We start from the raw sequence: 16,326 nt of genomic DNA, 5'->3' as shown, positions 1-16,326 counted from the left end.
AACCATCTATTGAATCCCTCGTCCCCCGATCAGCAGAGTTCGGTGATAAGTAGCAAGTATTTCGATACCCACGGGCGTGGCTACGCGGGCCGGATCTGCCCCGAACAGCGCGCTGGCGACGGCCGTCACGAGAACCGCGACGAAATAAGCGCTCGCGGCAAGGCGAGTGGAAGTGAAGTGTTTCAAGGATGGTTCCTCAGACTAAGGCTTTAATAGCGCGAACCCCGGCTACAGCGGCCAAAGTTTGTCGTATGCCTTCCGCGTAAGGCGTCTTGCGAATCGGGCCGATCAGTCGTTGCAGAGCCGAGTCGTCCATGATCAAGGGTTCGGTCATCAGATAGTGCATCTCGACCATTTCGCGCATGAACGGATTGAACAGGCCGATCAAGCGCAGCATCGTCTTGCCCGCCACGCGGAGCTTCAGTTTCCTTCCAGTCTGGCGCTCCATTTCCGACACCAGCTCATGCTGCGTCGTGACGCTCGCGCCGGCGAAGTTCCAGATCTTTCCGAATGCGGCAGGGGTATTGACCAGCTTGGCAACAACGGGGCCGACGTCGGGCACGAAGACGAACTCATGCGCTTGATCGATCGGACCGACCATGTCCGCAACGCCGCCTTGCACGGCTGCCTTCGCCGCGCGGTGCAGCAAGCTGGCTTCCACGCCGGGGCCGTAGAAGTCCGGCAGGCGCAGCACCGTCGCTCGGATGTGGCCATCGGCGTGCGCCTGCATCAGCAGGTCTTCCTGGGTTTTGCGCATGCGGCCCTTGAAGGTGTGGGGTTCGCGCGGATGGTCTTCGCGCACCGGCCGGGATTTCGCCCGGCCGTACGGGTAAACGGTTCCGATCAGAAGGATGTTCTTGACCCCGGCGGCGATCGCGCCATCAAGCGTCTTGCGCATGAGTTCGGGATGGAGCTCGAACTGCCAATAGTTGACGCCGACCATGTAGATCAGCGTCTCGACGCCCGCAGTGGCGGCCTGGACCGACGCGGGCGAGTCGGGGTTCCAGGTGACGATTTCGGCGAGAGGGTCTGCACCGAATGCATTGCGCAGGCTTGCCTCGCTGCGGCCGACAACACGATAGGGTTGGCCCTTGGCGCCGATGGCGGCGGCAATGCTTTGCCCGATGACGCCTGCTGCGCCGAAAAGAGCTATTTTTGACATGGCGATTCTCCTTGGGTTGGGTTCATAGCGAACGGTGGTGAAAAACGGAAGCAGCGACCGACGAGATGCGCGACGTGGCTGATTGCAGGTAGCCGTCGAACAGGGAGCGAATCGGAAACCGCAGCCAGGCTTCAAGCGCTGTGACGGTCACCGCGAAGATCGCGGCGCCAATCCGTTTCGCCCAGATAACCAGGTCGCATTCGGCACGGCAGGGTAATGTCTGGGCGATAGTCAATGTGTTCATGAAAGGCTCCGTGGATGTCGGTTGGTCTTTGCTGTCGGAGATGGCATTATGCAAAATTGATGGGTAAATGAAAATTGCTTAAACTCTTATTGAGGCTATAAATAAATGAATACCATGACGGAAAACGAACCAAGCTGGGAGTGGTACAGGACCTTCCTGAAAGTGCTGGAGACAGGCTCGCTGTCGGCGGCTGGACGCGCGATGGGCTTGACACAGCCGACGGTGGGCCGCCACATCGACAACCTGGAGACAGCGCTGGGGTTGAAGCTCTTTATCCGTTCGTTCGACGGTTTCGCGCCCACCGATGCCGCGCTGGAACTGAGGCCCTATGCCGCCGGCGTGGCCGCGACCACGGCCGCGCTGCGCCGGGTGGCCAGCAGCCACGGAACCGGCGTTCGCGGCACCGTGCGCCTGACCGCCAGCGAGGTCATCGGCATCGAAGTGCTGCCCCCAATCCTCGCGGCGCTGAAGAATGAGCACCCCGCGCTGACCATCGAGCTGGTGTTGTCGAACAAGGCGGACGATCTGCTGCACCGCGAAGCAGACATCGCCGTGCGGATGTTCAGGCCCGCGCAAGACGCGCTGGTGGCCAAGCGCGTGGGCAGCATCGAACTCGGGCTGCACGCACACAAGCGCTACCTCGCGGCATACGGCATCCCGAAATCAATCGCCGGGCTATCGGATCATGCGCTCATCGGTTTCGATTACGAGAGCGCTTATATCCGCCGGCTGCAGGATCAATTCCCTTGGTTCTCGCGCGCCGCCCTGGCATTCCGGGCCGACAGCGACCTGGCGCAACTGGCAGCCATCCGCGCGGGTTTCGGCATCGGCATATGCCAATCGGCGCTGGCCGCGAAAGACAAGGCGCTGGTACGCCTGCTGCCTACCCAGTTCTCGATCATGATGGACACCTGGGTCGCGATGCATGAAGACCTGCGCCAAAGCGCACGTTGCGCAGCAACTTTCGCGGCACTTGTTGCGGGGTTGAGTGCGTACATACAGCGCTAGTATCCAATCTCCTCTAACGCGGCCCCGCAATGTCAGTGCATGTAAATTTTGGGCACTCCAAGTCGAGCAACTGGGCAGCGCATGTGCTCGACCTAAGTGTTTCCTCTTAGTGGACAGAGATGTACCGTGACATCCGCCGGCCCGGAAGGCTTTTGGAAAACCGATCTTTAAACGTTTCGTGGCGCACCGTCGAGACAAAGCGGAAGGGAACCAGAAGTGCGGTTTCCCCTGGGCTCCTCTTGGATGGCTAGCAGATCTTGCCTCCTGATGCGAGAACGCGCTCAACTACAAAAGTTCGCATGTCGGGCGGCAAATCTTCGAGTGGCAACGTGCAAAACTGTGCTTTCGAAAATAGTAGAAGCCAGACATTTTGAAATTGCCATACTTCCCGTACGGTTCCATCGTAGCGTGGAAGCTCCGATACTTGACGTAAGCGTAAAAGATAACTCGTCGGCCCGGAAGGTTGCTTGCGAGCTGCCCATTTCGCGAAACTTGCTCATTGAGTTTCTGTAATGGACTAGGTAGATAGCAACTGAAATCAAGGCGCAGAAGCCACTCACTGTTCCTGTGACACCCATCTGCCACGACGTATCTCGCTGGATAAGCAAGACGAAAAACCAGACCGTCATCGCGAGCCAAGCGGATACGAACCGCATGCTAATAGAACGCCGCCAGAATGCGAATACTGCTTGTCGAATCAGTGATTTGTTGTAGATAAGCGTTGTTTCGAATGACATGTTGGCTATAACGAATTGAATTAAAGAGGACCGGCCTGCTCGCGTGACGACTCAGTGCTCGAAGGGAACGACTTGAACGAAATGTCGGGTTGCCGACAATTTAGAGGCCTATAGCAAGATCAAATACTAATGCTTTCGAGTGCAATATAAATTTTGTCCCGCACGTCTTCCTTTTCCGCAGCAACTGAAAATGTCCAGTTATCCATGAGAACCTTCGTAGGAGAATTTTCGATAACCAGATCAGTTGCATAGCCGTCGAGAATGTCAATAACGTGAGGAATAGCGACTGAAAAGGTATTGCAAAGTTGGGTAACAACTTTGAGAAAGTCGTCAAATTCATATGGATCAATATCAACAGACGGCCATTTGTTGCCTGTCCACCGCGACTTCTTTAATGAGAGCTTTCTCACAGGTCTAATAGTGCTGCATCGATACCGAGCGCTGCGGCTATCTTCTGGCGGCTAGTTTTGCGTAGTTTGTTGCTTGACTCTTGTTGCGCATAGGCTGATTGGGAAACGCCAAGTCGCTGCGCCACGTCAGATTGAGTAAGGCCCAGATGCTCGCGCCAGGCACGTAAAGGCGTCCAGTCATTGTCGACCATCAGACTGACAACTTCATGCGGGATGTAATCGCCTTTGCCTTCCTGTTTGCGACTGTAGTCCGCGTAGGGAATGACGACAAAGGCCGGCGCTCCTGAGGCGTTTGCCTCGGGGGCGCCGTTTACTTCGGGTCTTTCTTGGTATTCGGCGAGCGCATCAGTAAGATCGGCGCGGCACATGTCAATAGATCCATACGTCTCGTTTTCTGCGAGGTAAATACAATCGTCTATCGCATCGAACTTGCAATACACTTCGTACTCCAGGTTAGTAGAGCGAGCGATATGTACCGCACATCTGACGACATCTTTCATGCTTGACGGATCAGACTGCAACCTTTCCCTGAGAGTACAGAGAAGCCAACGCCCAGCTTGTTGAACATCACGATCACCCGGCATCTCTTTTAGTTTTCCAAATAGATCGGGTAATCCTCTACTCATCGCCAAGTCGATGATTTCGAACGGCGGTTCATCGAGGGCTTCAATGATCGAGAATGCCCAATCTTTTACTTCTTTCTCTGATACGAGTTGCGTCTCTATTCCGCGCAGCCAGTATTCGGCGATGGTGGCGCTCTTAGTCGGCAATATCCGGGTCATGAATGTTCAACTTGTTATGACTTGCAAAGCAGCAATTTAACATGCCGAGGTGCCGTTAAACAAAGCGAAAACATCCTCTTGCTGCCGACACCCGATCGTCGCCGTGGTTGAATTTGCCGAGATATATGACACGACCCAGTTTCAGGGCGTGCGGTAATTCAACTTATTCGGCAGCGGCGAATTTTACGTATTGATGGATGAAAGTGTCGAGATCGAACGCATTTAGCGCGTCACAGCTTGATAGGCATGTATAGATATGAATTGCTACTGGCAATATTTCCAGTATGAGATTTCCAATTCATTCTCTACAGTGGTTTCCCGGGCAAAAACACCCGGCCATACCAAAGAGAAAAAGAACAATAGGGCAGCAGTAAGCAGAGCGCAGGCAGAAAAAGATAAAGCAGTTGTTCATTGCTGCTATCCAAGCAGTATTTGCCCGAGTTCATGGGACGGTCTTCTGGAATTTTGGCGTGTAGTTGGCATCTTTTTACAACAATGGCCGATCTGCGTAGGTGTCGAGGCCACCCATAAGGAGCGATCGGGATGTCCATATCCAAAGAGCAAATTGCGGCTAGTTACCCCATTCCTACCTATCGTTATCGCGTTACTGTTGGCAACGACGAGATGGCGTTTAGCGCGGTGTCCGGCTTGGAATTGGGATTTGAAACCATGGAGTATAAAGATGGTCTAGGTAACTGGTTTCAAATGCCGGGTCAGGCGGCCGCGCTCAATATCAGCCTAAAGCGTGGCATCTTCCTTGGACAAAGTCAGCTGTACGATTGGATCAGTTCAATCTCCCTCAACCAGGTCGAGAAGAAAGATATCTCGATCAGTTTAACCAACGAGTCGGGCAGCGAGCTTCTGGTGACGTGGAATATTATCGACGCCTTTCCGACCAAACTCACGGCGCCTAGCTTTGATGCCTCCAGCAATGAGGTCGCAATTGAAGAGTTGTGCTTGCTGGCCCTGCGCATGACGGTGCAGTTTCATTAATTCATAGAATCAATCCGCTTTTAATATTTGGGGCGCAAATCTATTTGGATTTGCGTTGGGGCTTTTTATCCATTGTTTTGGAGGAGTTATGCCAGTAACGACCACGTATCCCGGTGTATATGTTGAAGAGCTTCCCAATTTATCGCTGTCGATAGCCGGCGGTACCACGGCGGTGCCGGTGATTGCGGGCGAAGCGGGGGATCTGACCTTGGCGAAACCGGTTCGACTGAATTCTTGGCTGGATTTTGTGACGGCAGCGGGAGAGGCCGATTTCAGCAAAACCTTGCATGTCGGCGTCAGGGCCTATTTTGAAAATGGCGGTGGCTATTGCTATCTATTGGCCGCTGATAAATTTGCGGCGGAAGTCCAAAAAATGGATGATGTGACTTTATTGGTGGCAGCCGGACAGGACATTGCAGGCGCGATGAACACGTTGTGCGGATCCGAAAAGGGACGGTTTGCCATTCTTGATGGTCCGGCCACTGAGATGACGACGTCGACGACCATTCCTGCTGATGCGTACCCTGACTCCATGCATGCGGCCGCCTATTACCCTTGGCTGCAAGCGGATTGGGCGACCACGCCGATACCTCCTAGTGCAGCTGTAGCCGGCCTCTACTGTTCGGTGGACAGAGAGCGTGGAGTGTGGAAAGCGCCTGCCAACGTGTCATTGAAAGGTGGTTTGCGATCACGATTCCAGGTGTCTGAGGCATTACAAGGGAAGTTCAACACTGGCAAAGCCATCAACATGATCCGGGAGTTCAACGGCAAGGGGGCTGTGGTATGGGGGGCGAGAACGCTGCAAGATTCGGATGACTGGCGCTACATCTCCATACGCCGCCTGTTTGATACCGCGCAAAGAGATATCAAAAAGGCGATGCGTTTCGCTGTGTTTGAACCCAATAGCCACCCGACGTGGGAGCGCGTCCGATCTGCCGTGGATAACTATCTACATAGTATCTGGAGGCAAGGTGGCTTAATGGGTAGCAGCCCGCAGGAAGCCTATTTTGTTCAGGTCGGTAAGGACGTCACTATGACGGCGGACGATGTCGAGCAAGGCAAAATGAACGTCAAAATCGGCATGGCTGCCGTGCGTCCTGCCGAATTCATTATCTTGCAGTTCACGCAGGAAGTGGGGCGGGGCTAGGCTGCTGCGTATATCTGACGATTGCCGCCTTTACCTTTTCGACCAGGATTGGCGGTGTCTTCTCGTGCGATCGAGATCAGAGTTTGTTCGACCAGATTAAACAACTTTAGCTATTCCAATATTGGCGACTTTGCGACGCGAAATTCCGGCCGCGATTTGGCGGCAAGTCCTCGGCTTCCCTCTGTGCCGACTGCCTCAGCGATTCCGCGTGCGCCAAGTATCTCCACATTGACCAAGATGCGGGATATTCCGGAGATGTCGTCAGTGCCGTCGACTAGTCAGCTGAATTCTAGGCCGCCAAATACTTCTATTACGGTCGTGGCGCCAAAGGCCGATGTCGACCAAGATTTGCGTGACCGGAAAATAGCGCATGTAGTGACCGGTGGGATGTCCGCAGGGGGCTAGAGAGAGTTACTTGGACATAAAGACTTGAGTGAAGCACCTGTGCCGACTGCCGCGGCCTGGCAACCAGCGGTTACTGTCGAATCGCCGTTTTTTGTTGGGCACCGGAGTTGTCCGCAATTTTGGCCAGGAACGCTATTGCCGCATATTCGAGCTGTGAAATACCGGGTTCTTCAACCGGAAAGTGGCCACACTTTTCAAGTAAAACCAAGGTTTTGTCACCCTTGATGCGCTCAAAAAAGGGCCGGCTAGAGTCAATGCTTGTCCAACGATCTGCCGCCGGGTGCGCAAGCAGCACCGGACAAATATCGAAATTCTCCGGCTCAATGGCCGGTCTGATTGAGAAAATTGATTGCATGAAGCTCACGGGAACCCGTACGCCACCGCCAAACGGATCTTCGGCGACTAGTTGGGACAGCTCCGGGTTGTTAGACATTGCGCCCATTTTTGTGAACCATTTAATAGGGAACTTGAGATTGCCTATCAACTTCGCAAACAATGGCATCAAAGGCATCAGTCCATGTAATACCAGGCCATTCTTGGCGAACTGTTCTTTAGCGAGCTGCAACCGGGGATCCACTAATGTGGTTGCAATGACGCCTGCGATCGGTCCAGAACCCAGCTGTGCCGCGCTTAAATAAGCAAGATAACCGCCAAGGCTGCCGCCGCACAGAACAATGCGACGCCCATTTCGCTTGTATTCGCTGGCAACAAGATCGCTCAGCATGCGAATCCATGCGTCATATCTGATCATCGAAGAGTCATTCTTGCTCAGGCCGTAGCCAGGAAGATCAGGCGCAACCACTTCATAACCCGCCTTTCGGAGCAGGAGTCCGACTGGCGCGAAGAGTCGTCCATAGCCGCCACCGCCATGCACGACGATGATCGTGAGTGGCGCTTCGTGGCATGGATAACGGTCTATGTGAATTGACGCACCACGCCATTCAAACCATTCCTCATCCGGCGCGTTTTCCGATGTGACTCGCGCGCGGAGTGGAAAGAATCTTTGGTATTTTTTTCAATAGGTTTCTGTTTGATATGTTTTATGCAGCATAGGGATGCCTTATGGTGGTAGCCGGAGTTTAAGCTCAGCGGCGTCGCTTGTGATGGTTTGCTGAGGCCCAATGCATTTCCTTATTCAAGATCTTTCAGTTTCCAATGACGGGTTCAGGAATTCTAAGTCCTTGTTTTCACACCAGCACGTGGCCGCCATCCACAATGACGGTCTGTCCGGTGGCGTAGCGATTGCTCATCAGATAGAGGTAAGTTTGTGCGAGATCCTCAGCCTCGCCGATATGTCCCACTGGCAGTGCAGCCCCACTTGCAGCGTATAGCGCCGCGCGGTCGGCTTCGGGCAAGTTGGCCCACAACGGCGTACGCACTAAACCAGGACTCACCAGGTTGACGCGAATGGGCGCCAGCTCCACCGCCAGTGCGCGGGTCAAGCCTTCCATCGCGCTACAGGCACCGGCAAGCGCCACCCAACCCTTTTGAGGCCTTAGGCTGGCGACACCGCCGGTTAGCACCACTGAGCCGCCGGGGCGCAAATACGGTACTGCATGTTTGACGGCGGCAATGGCGCCGAAGACGCGCACATCAAAAACCTGACGGACAGTATCGAGGCCCATGTCGACGAGCGCTCCGGTTTGCAGCGAATCACCGGCGCTGTAGACCAGATGGTCGAAAGGCCCTAATTGTTCAAATAGACCGCGCACAGCGAGTTCATTGGTCAGATCGACCGTGTATCCCTGGGCCCGCTCGCCGAGCTTGGCGACGGCCTCAGTGACACGTTGACCACTCGATGAGACCACTACCACCGAGGCACCGGCAGTCAGTGCGGCATGGGCCGTGGCAAGACCGATGCCCGATGTACCGCCCAGCAAGACGACGCGCTGATGTTGGAGATTCGTGTTTGCATTAGTCATAGGGGCTCCTTGAGGTGGGGTGTGAGTAAAGCTTGGATACGAGTATTATTCTTTAACCTAATTTGATAAACCCGTCATTTCTTCGAACACTTCTTAATAGGATTTGCGAATGGATCGATTCAGCAGCATGGAGATATTTGTGCGCGTCGTCGAACGTGGCAGCTTCACCGCCGCGGCCGAAGGTAGCGGCATGACGCCCACGATGGTCGGCAACCATATTCGGGAGTTGGAGCGACGCCTCAAAGGCCGGCTGCTGAATCGCACCACGCGGCGCCAGAGCCTGACGGAACTCGGCAAACGCTACCATGAGCGGTGCCTCGAAATCCTCGCGCTGGTGGACTCCGCCGAGTTGGATGCGCGCGAAATGCAGAACAGTCCGCGTGGCCGACTGCGGGTGAGCTGCCCGGTTATCTATGGCACCCGTGTGCTGGTGCCGGCGCTTGCTGGCTACCTCGACCGCTATCCCGAAGTCCAGATTGAGCTGTCCCTCAACGACCGCTTCGTCGATCTGGCGGAAGAAGGCTTTGACGCCGCCATCCGCGCCGGTGTGCTGCCGGATTCGGGCTTGATTGCGCGGCCGCTACCACGTTCGCCGCGCATTGTCTGCGCGTCGCCGGCCTATCTGGCGCGCCATGGGCATCCGCAGGTACCCGCCGATCTGGCACAGCACAACTGTCTAGCGTTTATGTTCGCAGCCGGCCCTGAACGTGAGTGGCACTTTCCACGCCCCGACGGCAGTGGCGCGGAGCACATTTCGGTGCGTGGTCGCCTCGACGTCAATGGCGGCCTGGCGCTTCGCGAGGCCGCAGTCGCGGGGTTGGGGGTAATTTTTCAACCGCAGGTGATGCTGCAGGAAGATCTGGATGCGGGTCGGCTCGTTCGTCTTTTTCCAGACTGGCCGGCACCGACCTGGCCTGTTCATGTAGTGCATCTACCCGATACGCACATGCCGCCGAAGCTGGTGAGTTTCATCGCCTTTCTCCAGGAAACGTTGGGTCACGGCAGCGAGCCGCAGAGCCGCTTTGCCAGGGGAGAGCGGCCTGTATCTAACCGGCAGCACGCAAAGTCTTCGTAGGCATCGGTGCAAGGCGACTTCAAACAGTGCAATAAGCTGCTTGTCAATGCCGATACGCCCATCATGCGGCGCATCGGCCCTGCATTACGCGAAGAACTGCCAGTTGAGGCACAGAGTTGTGCCCCATTCGGCTCCTCATATCCAGCTAGCGCAACACGTACCCATCCTTGCCGATCACCGTCAATTCAATAAAGTTCAAGCCATCGCGACTGGCCGGACCGTATTTCAGCGTCATTCCGCCCAAATCGAATCCACCCATGCTTTCCAACGCATTGACCAGCCCTTCGCGGCTCGGCTTGGCGCCTGTCCGACGCAGTCCTTCCACCAATACCTTGGCAGAAATAAAACCTTCCAGAGTAGGATAAGAGTCGGACAATTCGCTACGCGACTTGAGCGCCGCCATGAATTCTTTGGAAATTTGCGCGCTCGAACCTCTCGGGTTCGGGAACACCTGTGTCATACCTAGACCGCGCGCGTCCTTGCCCAAGCCTTGCAGGAACACTTGCGAGCTGACATTCGACAACGTGATCAATTGCTGCCGTCCGCCGGCCTGGCGATACTCCTTGATAAATGCAGCGCACGGCTTGGCGGTGCAAATCATCAGCACGGCCTGCGGCTTGGCATCGAATATCTTCTTGACTGCGCCATCCACCGCCACCGTATTGCGCTCGTAACTAGCAATCACCGGCTCCGGCAGCTTATGTTTTTTGATGGCCTGTTTCAGACCTTCCAGCGCGTCATTGCCGAACGAGTCGTTGGAAACCAGCACGCCATAACGCTGCAAGCCCATGCCGGACAATTGCTCGATGGCAGTCCCGACTTCATCGCGGTATTTAGAGCGGACGTTGAACAGATAGCGCTGCATCGGCTCATGCAGCGAGCTGGCGCCGCTGACCGGAGCGATCAGCGGCACTTTGGCGTCGTTGATGAGCGACAGAACCGACTCAGTGGTTGGCGTGCCGCGATACAGGAACAGTGCAAATGCGTTCTTTTCATTCAGCAGCTTGCGCGTGTTCTCTACCGTACGCTTCGGCTCGAAGCCGTCGTCCAGCGATTCCAGCACGATCTTGCGGCCGAACACACCGCCTTGCTTGTTAACGATATCGAAATAGAGCTGCGCGCCGGCGGTAGCCTGTTTGACTTCTTCGGCGGTGGTTCCGGTGAATCCCGCCGACTGCCCGATCACGATGGTGTTGGCTGTGATGCCCGGTTCTGCTTTGGCGGCGCTGATACTGAGTAAAACAAACAGGCTGCCGATACTGACCCTGGCGGCCCAAGACGACTTCTGATGCACTTTCATTTGTTCTCCGTTATTCATCGATGTTCAATTTATTCACGTTCAACTGATTCAGAGGCAACAGCCAATAAGTCGGCAGTGCCGCCGGGCGACACTTTATCGCGAATAAATGCTTTTCGGAAATAAATAATGGAAATTTTGGTAACGCTATCTCTTATAAGGATGAAAAGCCCGTCGCCGGACGGGCTTTACCGGGCTCCCATCAGGATATCCGGCAGCCCGGTCGCAATGCCGGGGAACAGGCAAAGCAGCAGTATCGCCAAAAACATCAGCAGTAAAAACGGCAGAGTGCCCTTGATCACTTCCGTCAGCGAAATATCCGGTGCGATGTTTTTTATGACGAACAGGTTCAAGCCGACCGGCGGATGAATCAACCCCATTTCCATCACCACCGTCATCACCACGCCAAACCAGATCAAGTCGAACCCGGCGGCGCGCAGCGGCGGCAAAATAATCGGTGCGGTCATCAAAATGATCGATACCGGCGGCAAAAAGAAGCCAAGCACGATCACCATCAGCAGGATCACCGCCAGCAGCAGCCATTTCGACAGCTGCAAGCCGACCACCCATTGCGCTGCCGATTGGCTGATGTGCAGATAACTCATCACATACGAGTACAGCAAGGACATGCCGATAATCAGCAGCAGCATGCAGGATTCCTTGATGGTCGAGTTCAGGAACGGCGCAATGTCGCTCGGTTTCCAGATCCGGTACACGACCGCAATCAGCACGATCGCCAGCAATGCGCCCAGCCCCGCCGTCTCGGACGGCGTCGCAAAACCGCCATACAGAGCCACCATCACGCCGATCAGCAAAATCAGGAAAGGCAGGACCCGCGGCAGCATCTCGACTTTTTGCGCCAAGGTGAAATGTTCGTCTTCCAGATAAGCCGATTTGACGCCGCCGCTCAGATAAATCTCGTGCGCGATTCGGTATTCCTTGCGGGCGCGGTACGCCGCATAAGCTGCGAACAGGAGCACCAGCAACACGCCCGGACCGATCCCGGCCAGAAACAGCCTGCCGAGCGATTGCTCCGCGGCCACCGCGTACAAAATCATCGTGATCGAAGGCGGCAGCAGAATCCCCAGCGTACCGCCGGCAGCGATGATGCCGGCCGCGAATCCGGGCGAATAGCCGCGCCGGCGCATCTCGGGAATCCCGGCCGACCCGATCGCCGAACAGGTCGCCGGCGAGGAGCCCGCCATCGCAGCAAACAAGGCGCAGGCAAACACATTGGCGATTCCTAGTCCGCCCGGCACCTTGTTGAGCCACGCGTGGATCGCCAGATACAGGTCGCGGCCGGCCGGCGATTTGCCGATGGCCGCCCCTTTCAGGATAAACAGCGGGATCGACAGCAAAGTAACCGAAGCGATTTCTTCATAAACGTTCTGGGTAATCGTATCGAGCGAAGACGCTGGCATGAAGAAATACATGAAGCCGGTCGCAACCACGCCGAGAGCAAACGCAATCGGCATTCCGGAACACATCACGACAATCGTGACGATGCCATATAAGGCACCCAGGGCAAGCGGGCTCATTACACTCCTGTGATAGTTGGGGCGCTGACGGAATTGCTGCGCTCGGTCAGACGCGCCACGACTTGCATCAGCAGTTGCAAGCTCAGTACGGTCATGCCGAGCGCCATCAGCGAATAGGGAATCCACAACGGCGGCGCGAAAGTGGAAGAGGTGGTCTGGCCCTCGGACCATGCTTCATGGAACAGCGTCCACGCCTTCCACGAGAAAAAACCGCAGAAGGCGAACGAAATCAAATCGACCATCAGCAAGCGCAGCGCGTTCGCCCTGGCCGGCAGTAGCGTCGCCAGTACGTCGATCCCGATATGGCCGCGCACCGACTGCACAGATCCGGCGCACAGGAAAATCACGCCAACCAGCATGAATACCGTTGCATCGTCCTGCCAGTCGGTGGGAACGTGGAAGAAATAACGCGCCACCACCGAATAGGTCATGATCAGCGCGGTCAGCGTCAGCGCCGCCATCGACAAATACCGCGCCAGCCGGTTGAAACGGTCGAGCACGCCGGACAAGGCTGCCGCCACCGGATGTTCCGGCGCGGCGGGTCCGGCGGCCGGCTTCAGGTCGAACTCATGACTCATAAGAGCTTCTCCGCCAGCTTCAGTAATTTGGCGCAGTTGTCATTCTTGGCGGCGTAGTCTTTCCACGCGGTAGTGCGTGCAATGTCTTGCCACTTCTTGACCGTTGCGGCGTTCAGGTCAACCACCTTGGCGCCCGCTTTTTGATAGACCGCAGCGACGCCGGAATCGTCGAGCCGGGCCGCGCTCTGGGCAAACTGTTCCATTTCGCCGCCGACCGCCAGCACTATCGCTTGTTGCTCCTTGGTCAGGCGCTCGAAAGTCGCCTTGGACATCAGCAAGGGTTCGAACATATACCAGTAGGCCCGGTCGCGGCCGGTGGTCAGGCTCTTCGACACTTCCTCCAGCCGGAACGAAATCAGCGAAGTCGACGAGGTCATTGCCGCATCCATCGCGCCGGTCTGCATCGCAGCGTAAATTTCATTGGAAGGCAGCGTCACCACCGCGGCCCCGGCTTCTTTCAGAATCAGGTCCATTTCACGCGAGCCGCCGCGGACTTTCAGGCCCTTGACGTCCGCCGGATCGACAATCGGCTTGGTGCGAGAGGCGACGCCGCCGGCCTGCCAGATCCAGCTGACCACGATCACACCCTTTTCCAGCAGGATGCGCGACAGTTCCTTGCCGACCTCCGCATTTTTCCAGGCCGCGCCTTGCTGGTACGACGTCACCAGGCCGGGCATCAAGCCAATGTTCACTTCCGGCACTTCGCCGCCGGCATAGTTGAGCGGCACCAGCGTAAAGTCCAGCGCGCCTTTGCGCAGTGCCGAAAATTGCGCGTTGGTCTTCATCAATGAAGAGCCGGGATAGATTTCAAATTTGAGACTGCCTTTGGTACGCTTGCTGACCTCGGCCGCGAACATGCGGGTCAGACGATCGCGGAAATCGCCTTCACTGATGGTGCCGCCGGGGAATTGATGGGAGATTTTCAGGGCGCCGGATTGCGCCCAAACCGATGACATTGACCACAACGGCGTAGTCGCAAGCGCGCCCAGCACCGTCCTTCTGCTGATGAAAGACATATTTCCCTCTCCTGTGAATGGAAAAACCAGCGCTACAGTTTCAGGTCGCCTCATACAACTGTAGCGAGCGATCCAAGGTCGGGGCAGGAAGCCCTGAGATTGGAGGGCTTGGCAACGCGCTGGCTAAATTCATCAGCAGGTTTTCAGAAGCGACCGGAAATGACATTTCACGATTTTTCAACCCTTTATCGATGACGAAAGATGCCGGGTTTTCTTGTGATGTTGTCGGGTACACACAATATTCCATAAGGCATTTTTATGTCAACGAATTCGCAATCCGCCTTATTCAGGCCCGGATCGATCTTCCACAGCTACTCTATATATTCTGTTACACAGGCTTTGTAGAGCCACTCGCTCGGCAGTACGTTAAACCTCAGTATCAGCAGAAAAGTCCCTATAAAGATGGAACATGATGTCGATAATAGAGCGCTGCACGCTTGCGCTTGGTGCCGATGACATCGATGGCGTGATCGTGTTTCGGATGTGGGATTTTGCTGTCAATGCCGGCATGGCGCGCGCTGCAGCGCACAGCGCCTGCGGTACTACACGTCGTTGTCCACGTGGCCGATTTACGGCAAAGGCTGGATCAATCGGGTAGCTTCGTGCGCGGCCACGACGCCTCCTGGTCAGGTGACGCTGCCGGACCTGCCGCCGACACTGACCGAGAATCCGCCCGAGTTTCGCTTGCTCCGGTCGCTGAAACCAGCGCTTTCAACGCAGCCGCCTGCCGCGCCTGGTGCGAGCAAGTTGTCGGATTCAGGGAGTATTACAAAGAATTGATGGAAGTGGGACGAACTACCGGCCCCGCACGCAACATAGTAGCAAGAACCCCTGTCAATTCTTTCTGGTGGGAATCATGTGGTGATAAAATTCTGGACTTTGCCATTTGGCAATGAACCGATATCGAGTGGGCCCATACAACATGACTAGTTTGTCCCAAACCCTACTGGCCTTGTTGCACGGACGTCAACACCATCGCATATTGAAATTATCGTTCCCACATAACGATGGCCCAGCTGCTTCGCTGGTGGCGAATCGGCTGGAAGCCAGGGAAGAACTGTCACGCGATTTCGAATTCACGGTGGAAGTGCTTGCCACTGACGCCCGTATTCCTCTGAAGGAAATGCAAGGCAAGTTGGTGACGATTTCGCTGGTGCGGGGCGATGGCAGCCTGCGCTACTTCAATGGTTACGTCTTTGAATTCAAGCTGGTCAAGTCCGACGGCAATGTCGCGTTTTACCAGATGGTGCTGAAACCCTGGTTGGCCTACCTGCATCTCAGAAAAGACAATTACCTGTTCCACGGCAAGACGCTGCGGGAACAGATGGAATGTATTTTCAAGAACTATGGATCGCATCCGGACTGGGACAGCCGCGTCAAGGCGGCCGATGTGCCTGTCACCGAAGCCTGTCAGTTCGATGAAAGCGATAGCAACTACCTGCACCGCAGGTGGGAAGCCGCCGGCTGGCACTATTGGTATGAACATACCGACAAGGGCCACAAATTAATTTTTTCGGATGACAGCACGTACGCGGCGCCGATCGATGGCAGCGACCCCGAGATCCGCTTCCAGCGCCATGCCGGCGCCAAGGAAGAGGACGCCCTTCACGAATGGAGCCCGTTGCGTCAGATCGTCCCCGGCCAAGTCGCGCTGTCCAGCTTCAACTTCAAATACCCGGTGCCGAGCAATGTCAACATCCCGACCTTGAATAAACAAGGCGACGTGCTCGATATCGAATCGTACGAATACACCGGCGCTTACGGCTATAAAAACGACGAAGACGGCGACAAGCAAGCGCGGTTGCGGATGGAAGAAATCGAGACCAGCGGCAAACATATCGAAGCCGCCGGCAACAACCGCGACGTCCAGCCCGGACGCTGGTTCCGCCTGACCGATCACTTCAGCAACAGCGTGTTCGGCCAATCTGCCGAACGCGGCAAACATGAATACCTGGTCGTCAGCGTCGTGCATACGGCCAGCAACAACTACCTGCAGCAAGCCGACGAGGCAG

General features: G+C 55.8%; 17 protein-coding genes. 5 read left to right on the top strand and 12 right to left on the bottom strand.

Features of this window, described 5'->3' with window-relative positions:
* Nucleotides 1-6 precede the first annotated feature (6 nt).
* From ACFPM8_RS07140 to ACFPM8_RS07130, 3 genes are read right to left on the bottom strand one after another with little or no spacing between them, the layout of a single operon-like run.
* The gene (locus ACFPM8_RS07140; protein WP_378996478.1) at nucleotides 7-186 is read right to left on the bottom strand and encodes a hypothetical protein; all 180 of its coding nucleotides are present in this window, start codon (nucleotides 184-186) and stop codon (nucleotides 7-9) included.
* Between the two features lie 10 nt (nucleotides 187-196).
* Entirely contained in the window at nucleotides 197-1,162 is a 966-nt protein-coding gene (locus tag ACFPM8_RS07135) for an NAD-dependent epimerase/dehydratase family protein (protein ID WP_378996475.1), read from the bottom strand.
* 22 nt (nucleotides 1,163-1,184) lie between these two features.
* Entirely contained in the window at nucleotides 1,185-1,406 is a 222-nt protein-coding gene (locus ACFPM8_RS07130) for a hypothetical protein (RefSeq protein ID WP_378996473.1), read from the bottom strand.
* A 114-nt stretch (nucleotides 1,407-1,520) separates the two neighbouring features.
* Here ACFPM8_RS07130 and ACFPM8_RS07125 point away from each other — a divergent pair, with 114 nt between their 5' ends.
* Nucleotides 1,521-2,414 (top strand): LysR family transcriptional regulator, encoded by an 894-nt coding sequence (locus ACFPM8_RS07125; protein ID WP_378996626.1) that lies wholly within the window; start codon nucleotides 1,521-1,523, stop codon nucleotides 2,412-2,414.
* Between the two features lie 856 nt (nucleotides 2,415-3,270).
* Here the strand turns inward: ACFPM8_RS07125 and ACFPM8_RS07120 are convergent.
* Nucleotides 3,271-3,561: a hypothetical protein gene (locus tag ACFPM8_RS07120; RefSeq protein ID WP_378996471.1), complete on the bottom strand. Its 291-nt coding sequence runs from the start codon at nucleotides 3,559-3,561 to the stop codon at nucleotides 3,271-3,273.
* Nucleotides 3,558-3,824 (bottom strand): helix-turn-helix domain-containing protein, encoded by a 267-nt coding sequence (locus tag ACFPM8_RS07115; protein ID WP_378996624.1) that lies wholly within the window; start codon nucleotides 3,822-3,824, stop codon nucleotides 3,558-3,560. The genes ACFPM8_RS07120 and ACFPM8_RS07115 overlap by 4 nt, the downstream gene beginning before the upstream one ends.
* A 1,062-nt stretch (nucleotides 3,825-4,886) precedes the next feature.
* On the opposite strand from ACFPM8_RS07115, the gene ACFPM8_RS07110 reads away from it, so the two are divergent.
* Together ACFPM8_RS07110 and ACFPM8_RS07105 are read left to right on the top strand one after the other, a co-directional pair.
* Nucleotides 4,887-5,336 (top strand): phage tail protein, encoded by a 450-nt coding sequence (locus ACFPM8_RS07110; RefSeq protein WP_378996469.1) that lies wholly within the window; start codon nucleotides 4,887-4,889, stop codon nucleotides 5,334-5,336.
* Nucleotides 5,337-5,424: 88 nt separating this feature from the next.
* Nucleotides 5,425-6,483, top strand: coding sequence for a phage tail sheath family protein (locus ACFPM8_RS07105; protein WP_378996468.1), 1,059 nt, complete (start codon nucleotides 5,425-5,427; stop codon nucleotides 6,481-6,483).
* A 475-nt stretch (nucleotides 6,484-6,958) separates the two neighbouring features.
* Here the strand turns inward: ACFPM8_RS07105 and ACFPM8_RS07100 are convergent, their stop codons facing one another.
* Together ACFPM8_RS07100 and ACFPM8_RS07095 are read right to left on the bottom strand one after the other, a co-directional pair.
* A complete protein-coding gene (locus ACFPM8_RS07100; protein ID WP_378996466.1) occupies nucleotides 6,959-7,762 on the bottom strand; it encodes an alpha/beta hydrolase in 804 nt (267 codons plus the stop codon).
* Between the two features lie 313 nt (nucleotides 7,763-8,075).
* Nucleotides 8,076-8,810, bottom strand: a complete 735-nt coding sequence (locus ACFPM8_RS07095) for an SDR family oxidoreductase (RefSeq protein WP_378996464.1) — start codon at nucleotides 8,808-8,810, stop codon at nucleotides 8,076-8,078.
* Nucleotides 8,811-8,919: 109 nt separating this feature from the next.
* On the opposite strand from ACFPM8_RS07095, the gene ACFPM8_RS07090 reads away from it, so the two are divergent.
* Nucleotides 8,920-9,885 (top strand): LysR family transcriptional regulator, encoded by a 966-nt coding sequence (locus tag ACFPM8_RS07090; protein WP_378996462.1) that lies wholly within the window; start codon nucleotides 8,920-8,922, stop codon nucleotides 9,883-9,885.
* A gap of 145 nt (nucleotides 9,886-10,030) precedes the next feature.
* On the opposite strand, the gene ACFPM8_RS07085 is transcribed toward ACFPM8_RS07090, so the two are convergent.
* From ACFPM8_RS07085 to ACFPM8_RS07065, 5 genes are all read right to left on the bottom strand, one after another.
* Nucleotides 10,031-11,185, bottom strand: a complete 1,155-nt coding sequence (locus tag ACFPM8_RS07085) for an ABC transporter substrate-binding protein (protein ID WP_378996460.1) — start codon at nucleotides 11,183-11,185, stop codon at nucleotides 10,031-10,033.
* Between the two features lie 185 nt (nucleotides 11,186-11,370).
* Nucleotides 11,371-12,720: a TRAP transporter large permease gene (locus tag ACFPM8_RS07080; RefSeq protein WP_378996459.1), complete on the bottom strand. Its 1,350-nt coding sequence runs from the start codon at nucleotides 12,718-12,720 to the stop codon at nucleotides 11,371-11,373.
* The gene (locus tag ACFPM8_RS07075; RefSeq protein WP_378996457.1) at nucleotides 12,720-13,298 is read right to left on the bottom strand and encodes a TRAP transporter small permease; all 579 of its coding nucleotides are present in this window, start codon (nucleotides 13,296-13,298) and stop codon (nucleotides 12,720-12,722) included. Before ACFPM8_RS07075 ends, ACFPM8_RS07080 begins: the two co-directional genes overlap by 1 nt.
* Nucleotides 13,295-14,314 (bottom strand): TRAP transporter substrate-binding protein DctP, encoded by a 1,020-nt coding sequence (gene dctP / locus ACFPM8_RS07070; protein WP_378996455.1) that lies wholly within the window; start codon nucleotides 14,312-14,314, stop codon nucleotides 13,295-13,297. Before dctP ends, ACFPM8_RS07075 begins: the two co-directional genes overlap by 4 nt.
* A gap of 40 nt (nucleotides 14,315-14,354) precedes the next feature.
* A complete protein-coding gene (locus tag ACFPM8_RS07065) occupies nucleotides 14,355-14,549 on the bottom strand; it encodes a hypothetical protein (RefSeq protein WP_378996453.1) in 195 nt (64 codons plus the stop codon).
* Nucleotides 14,550-15,236: 687 nt separating this feature from the next.
* Between ACFPM8_RS07065 and ACFPM8_RS07060 the strand changes: the two genes are divergently transcribed.
* The coding region (locus ACFPM8_RS07060) for a type VI secretion system Vgr family protein (RefSeq protein ID WP_378996622.1) at nucleotides 15,237-16,326 on the top strand (1,090 nt) is incomplete at its 3' end.

The sequence above is a fragment of the Paraherbaspirillum soli genome (assembly GCF_042654985.1).
In the GTDB taxonomy this organism is placed as follows: domain Bacteria; phylum Pseudomonadota; class Gammaproteobacteria; order Burkholderiales; family Burkholderiaceae_D; genus Paraherbaspirillum; species Paraherbaspirillum soli.
This window is presented reverse-complemented; position numbering and strand designations above follow the sequence as displayed.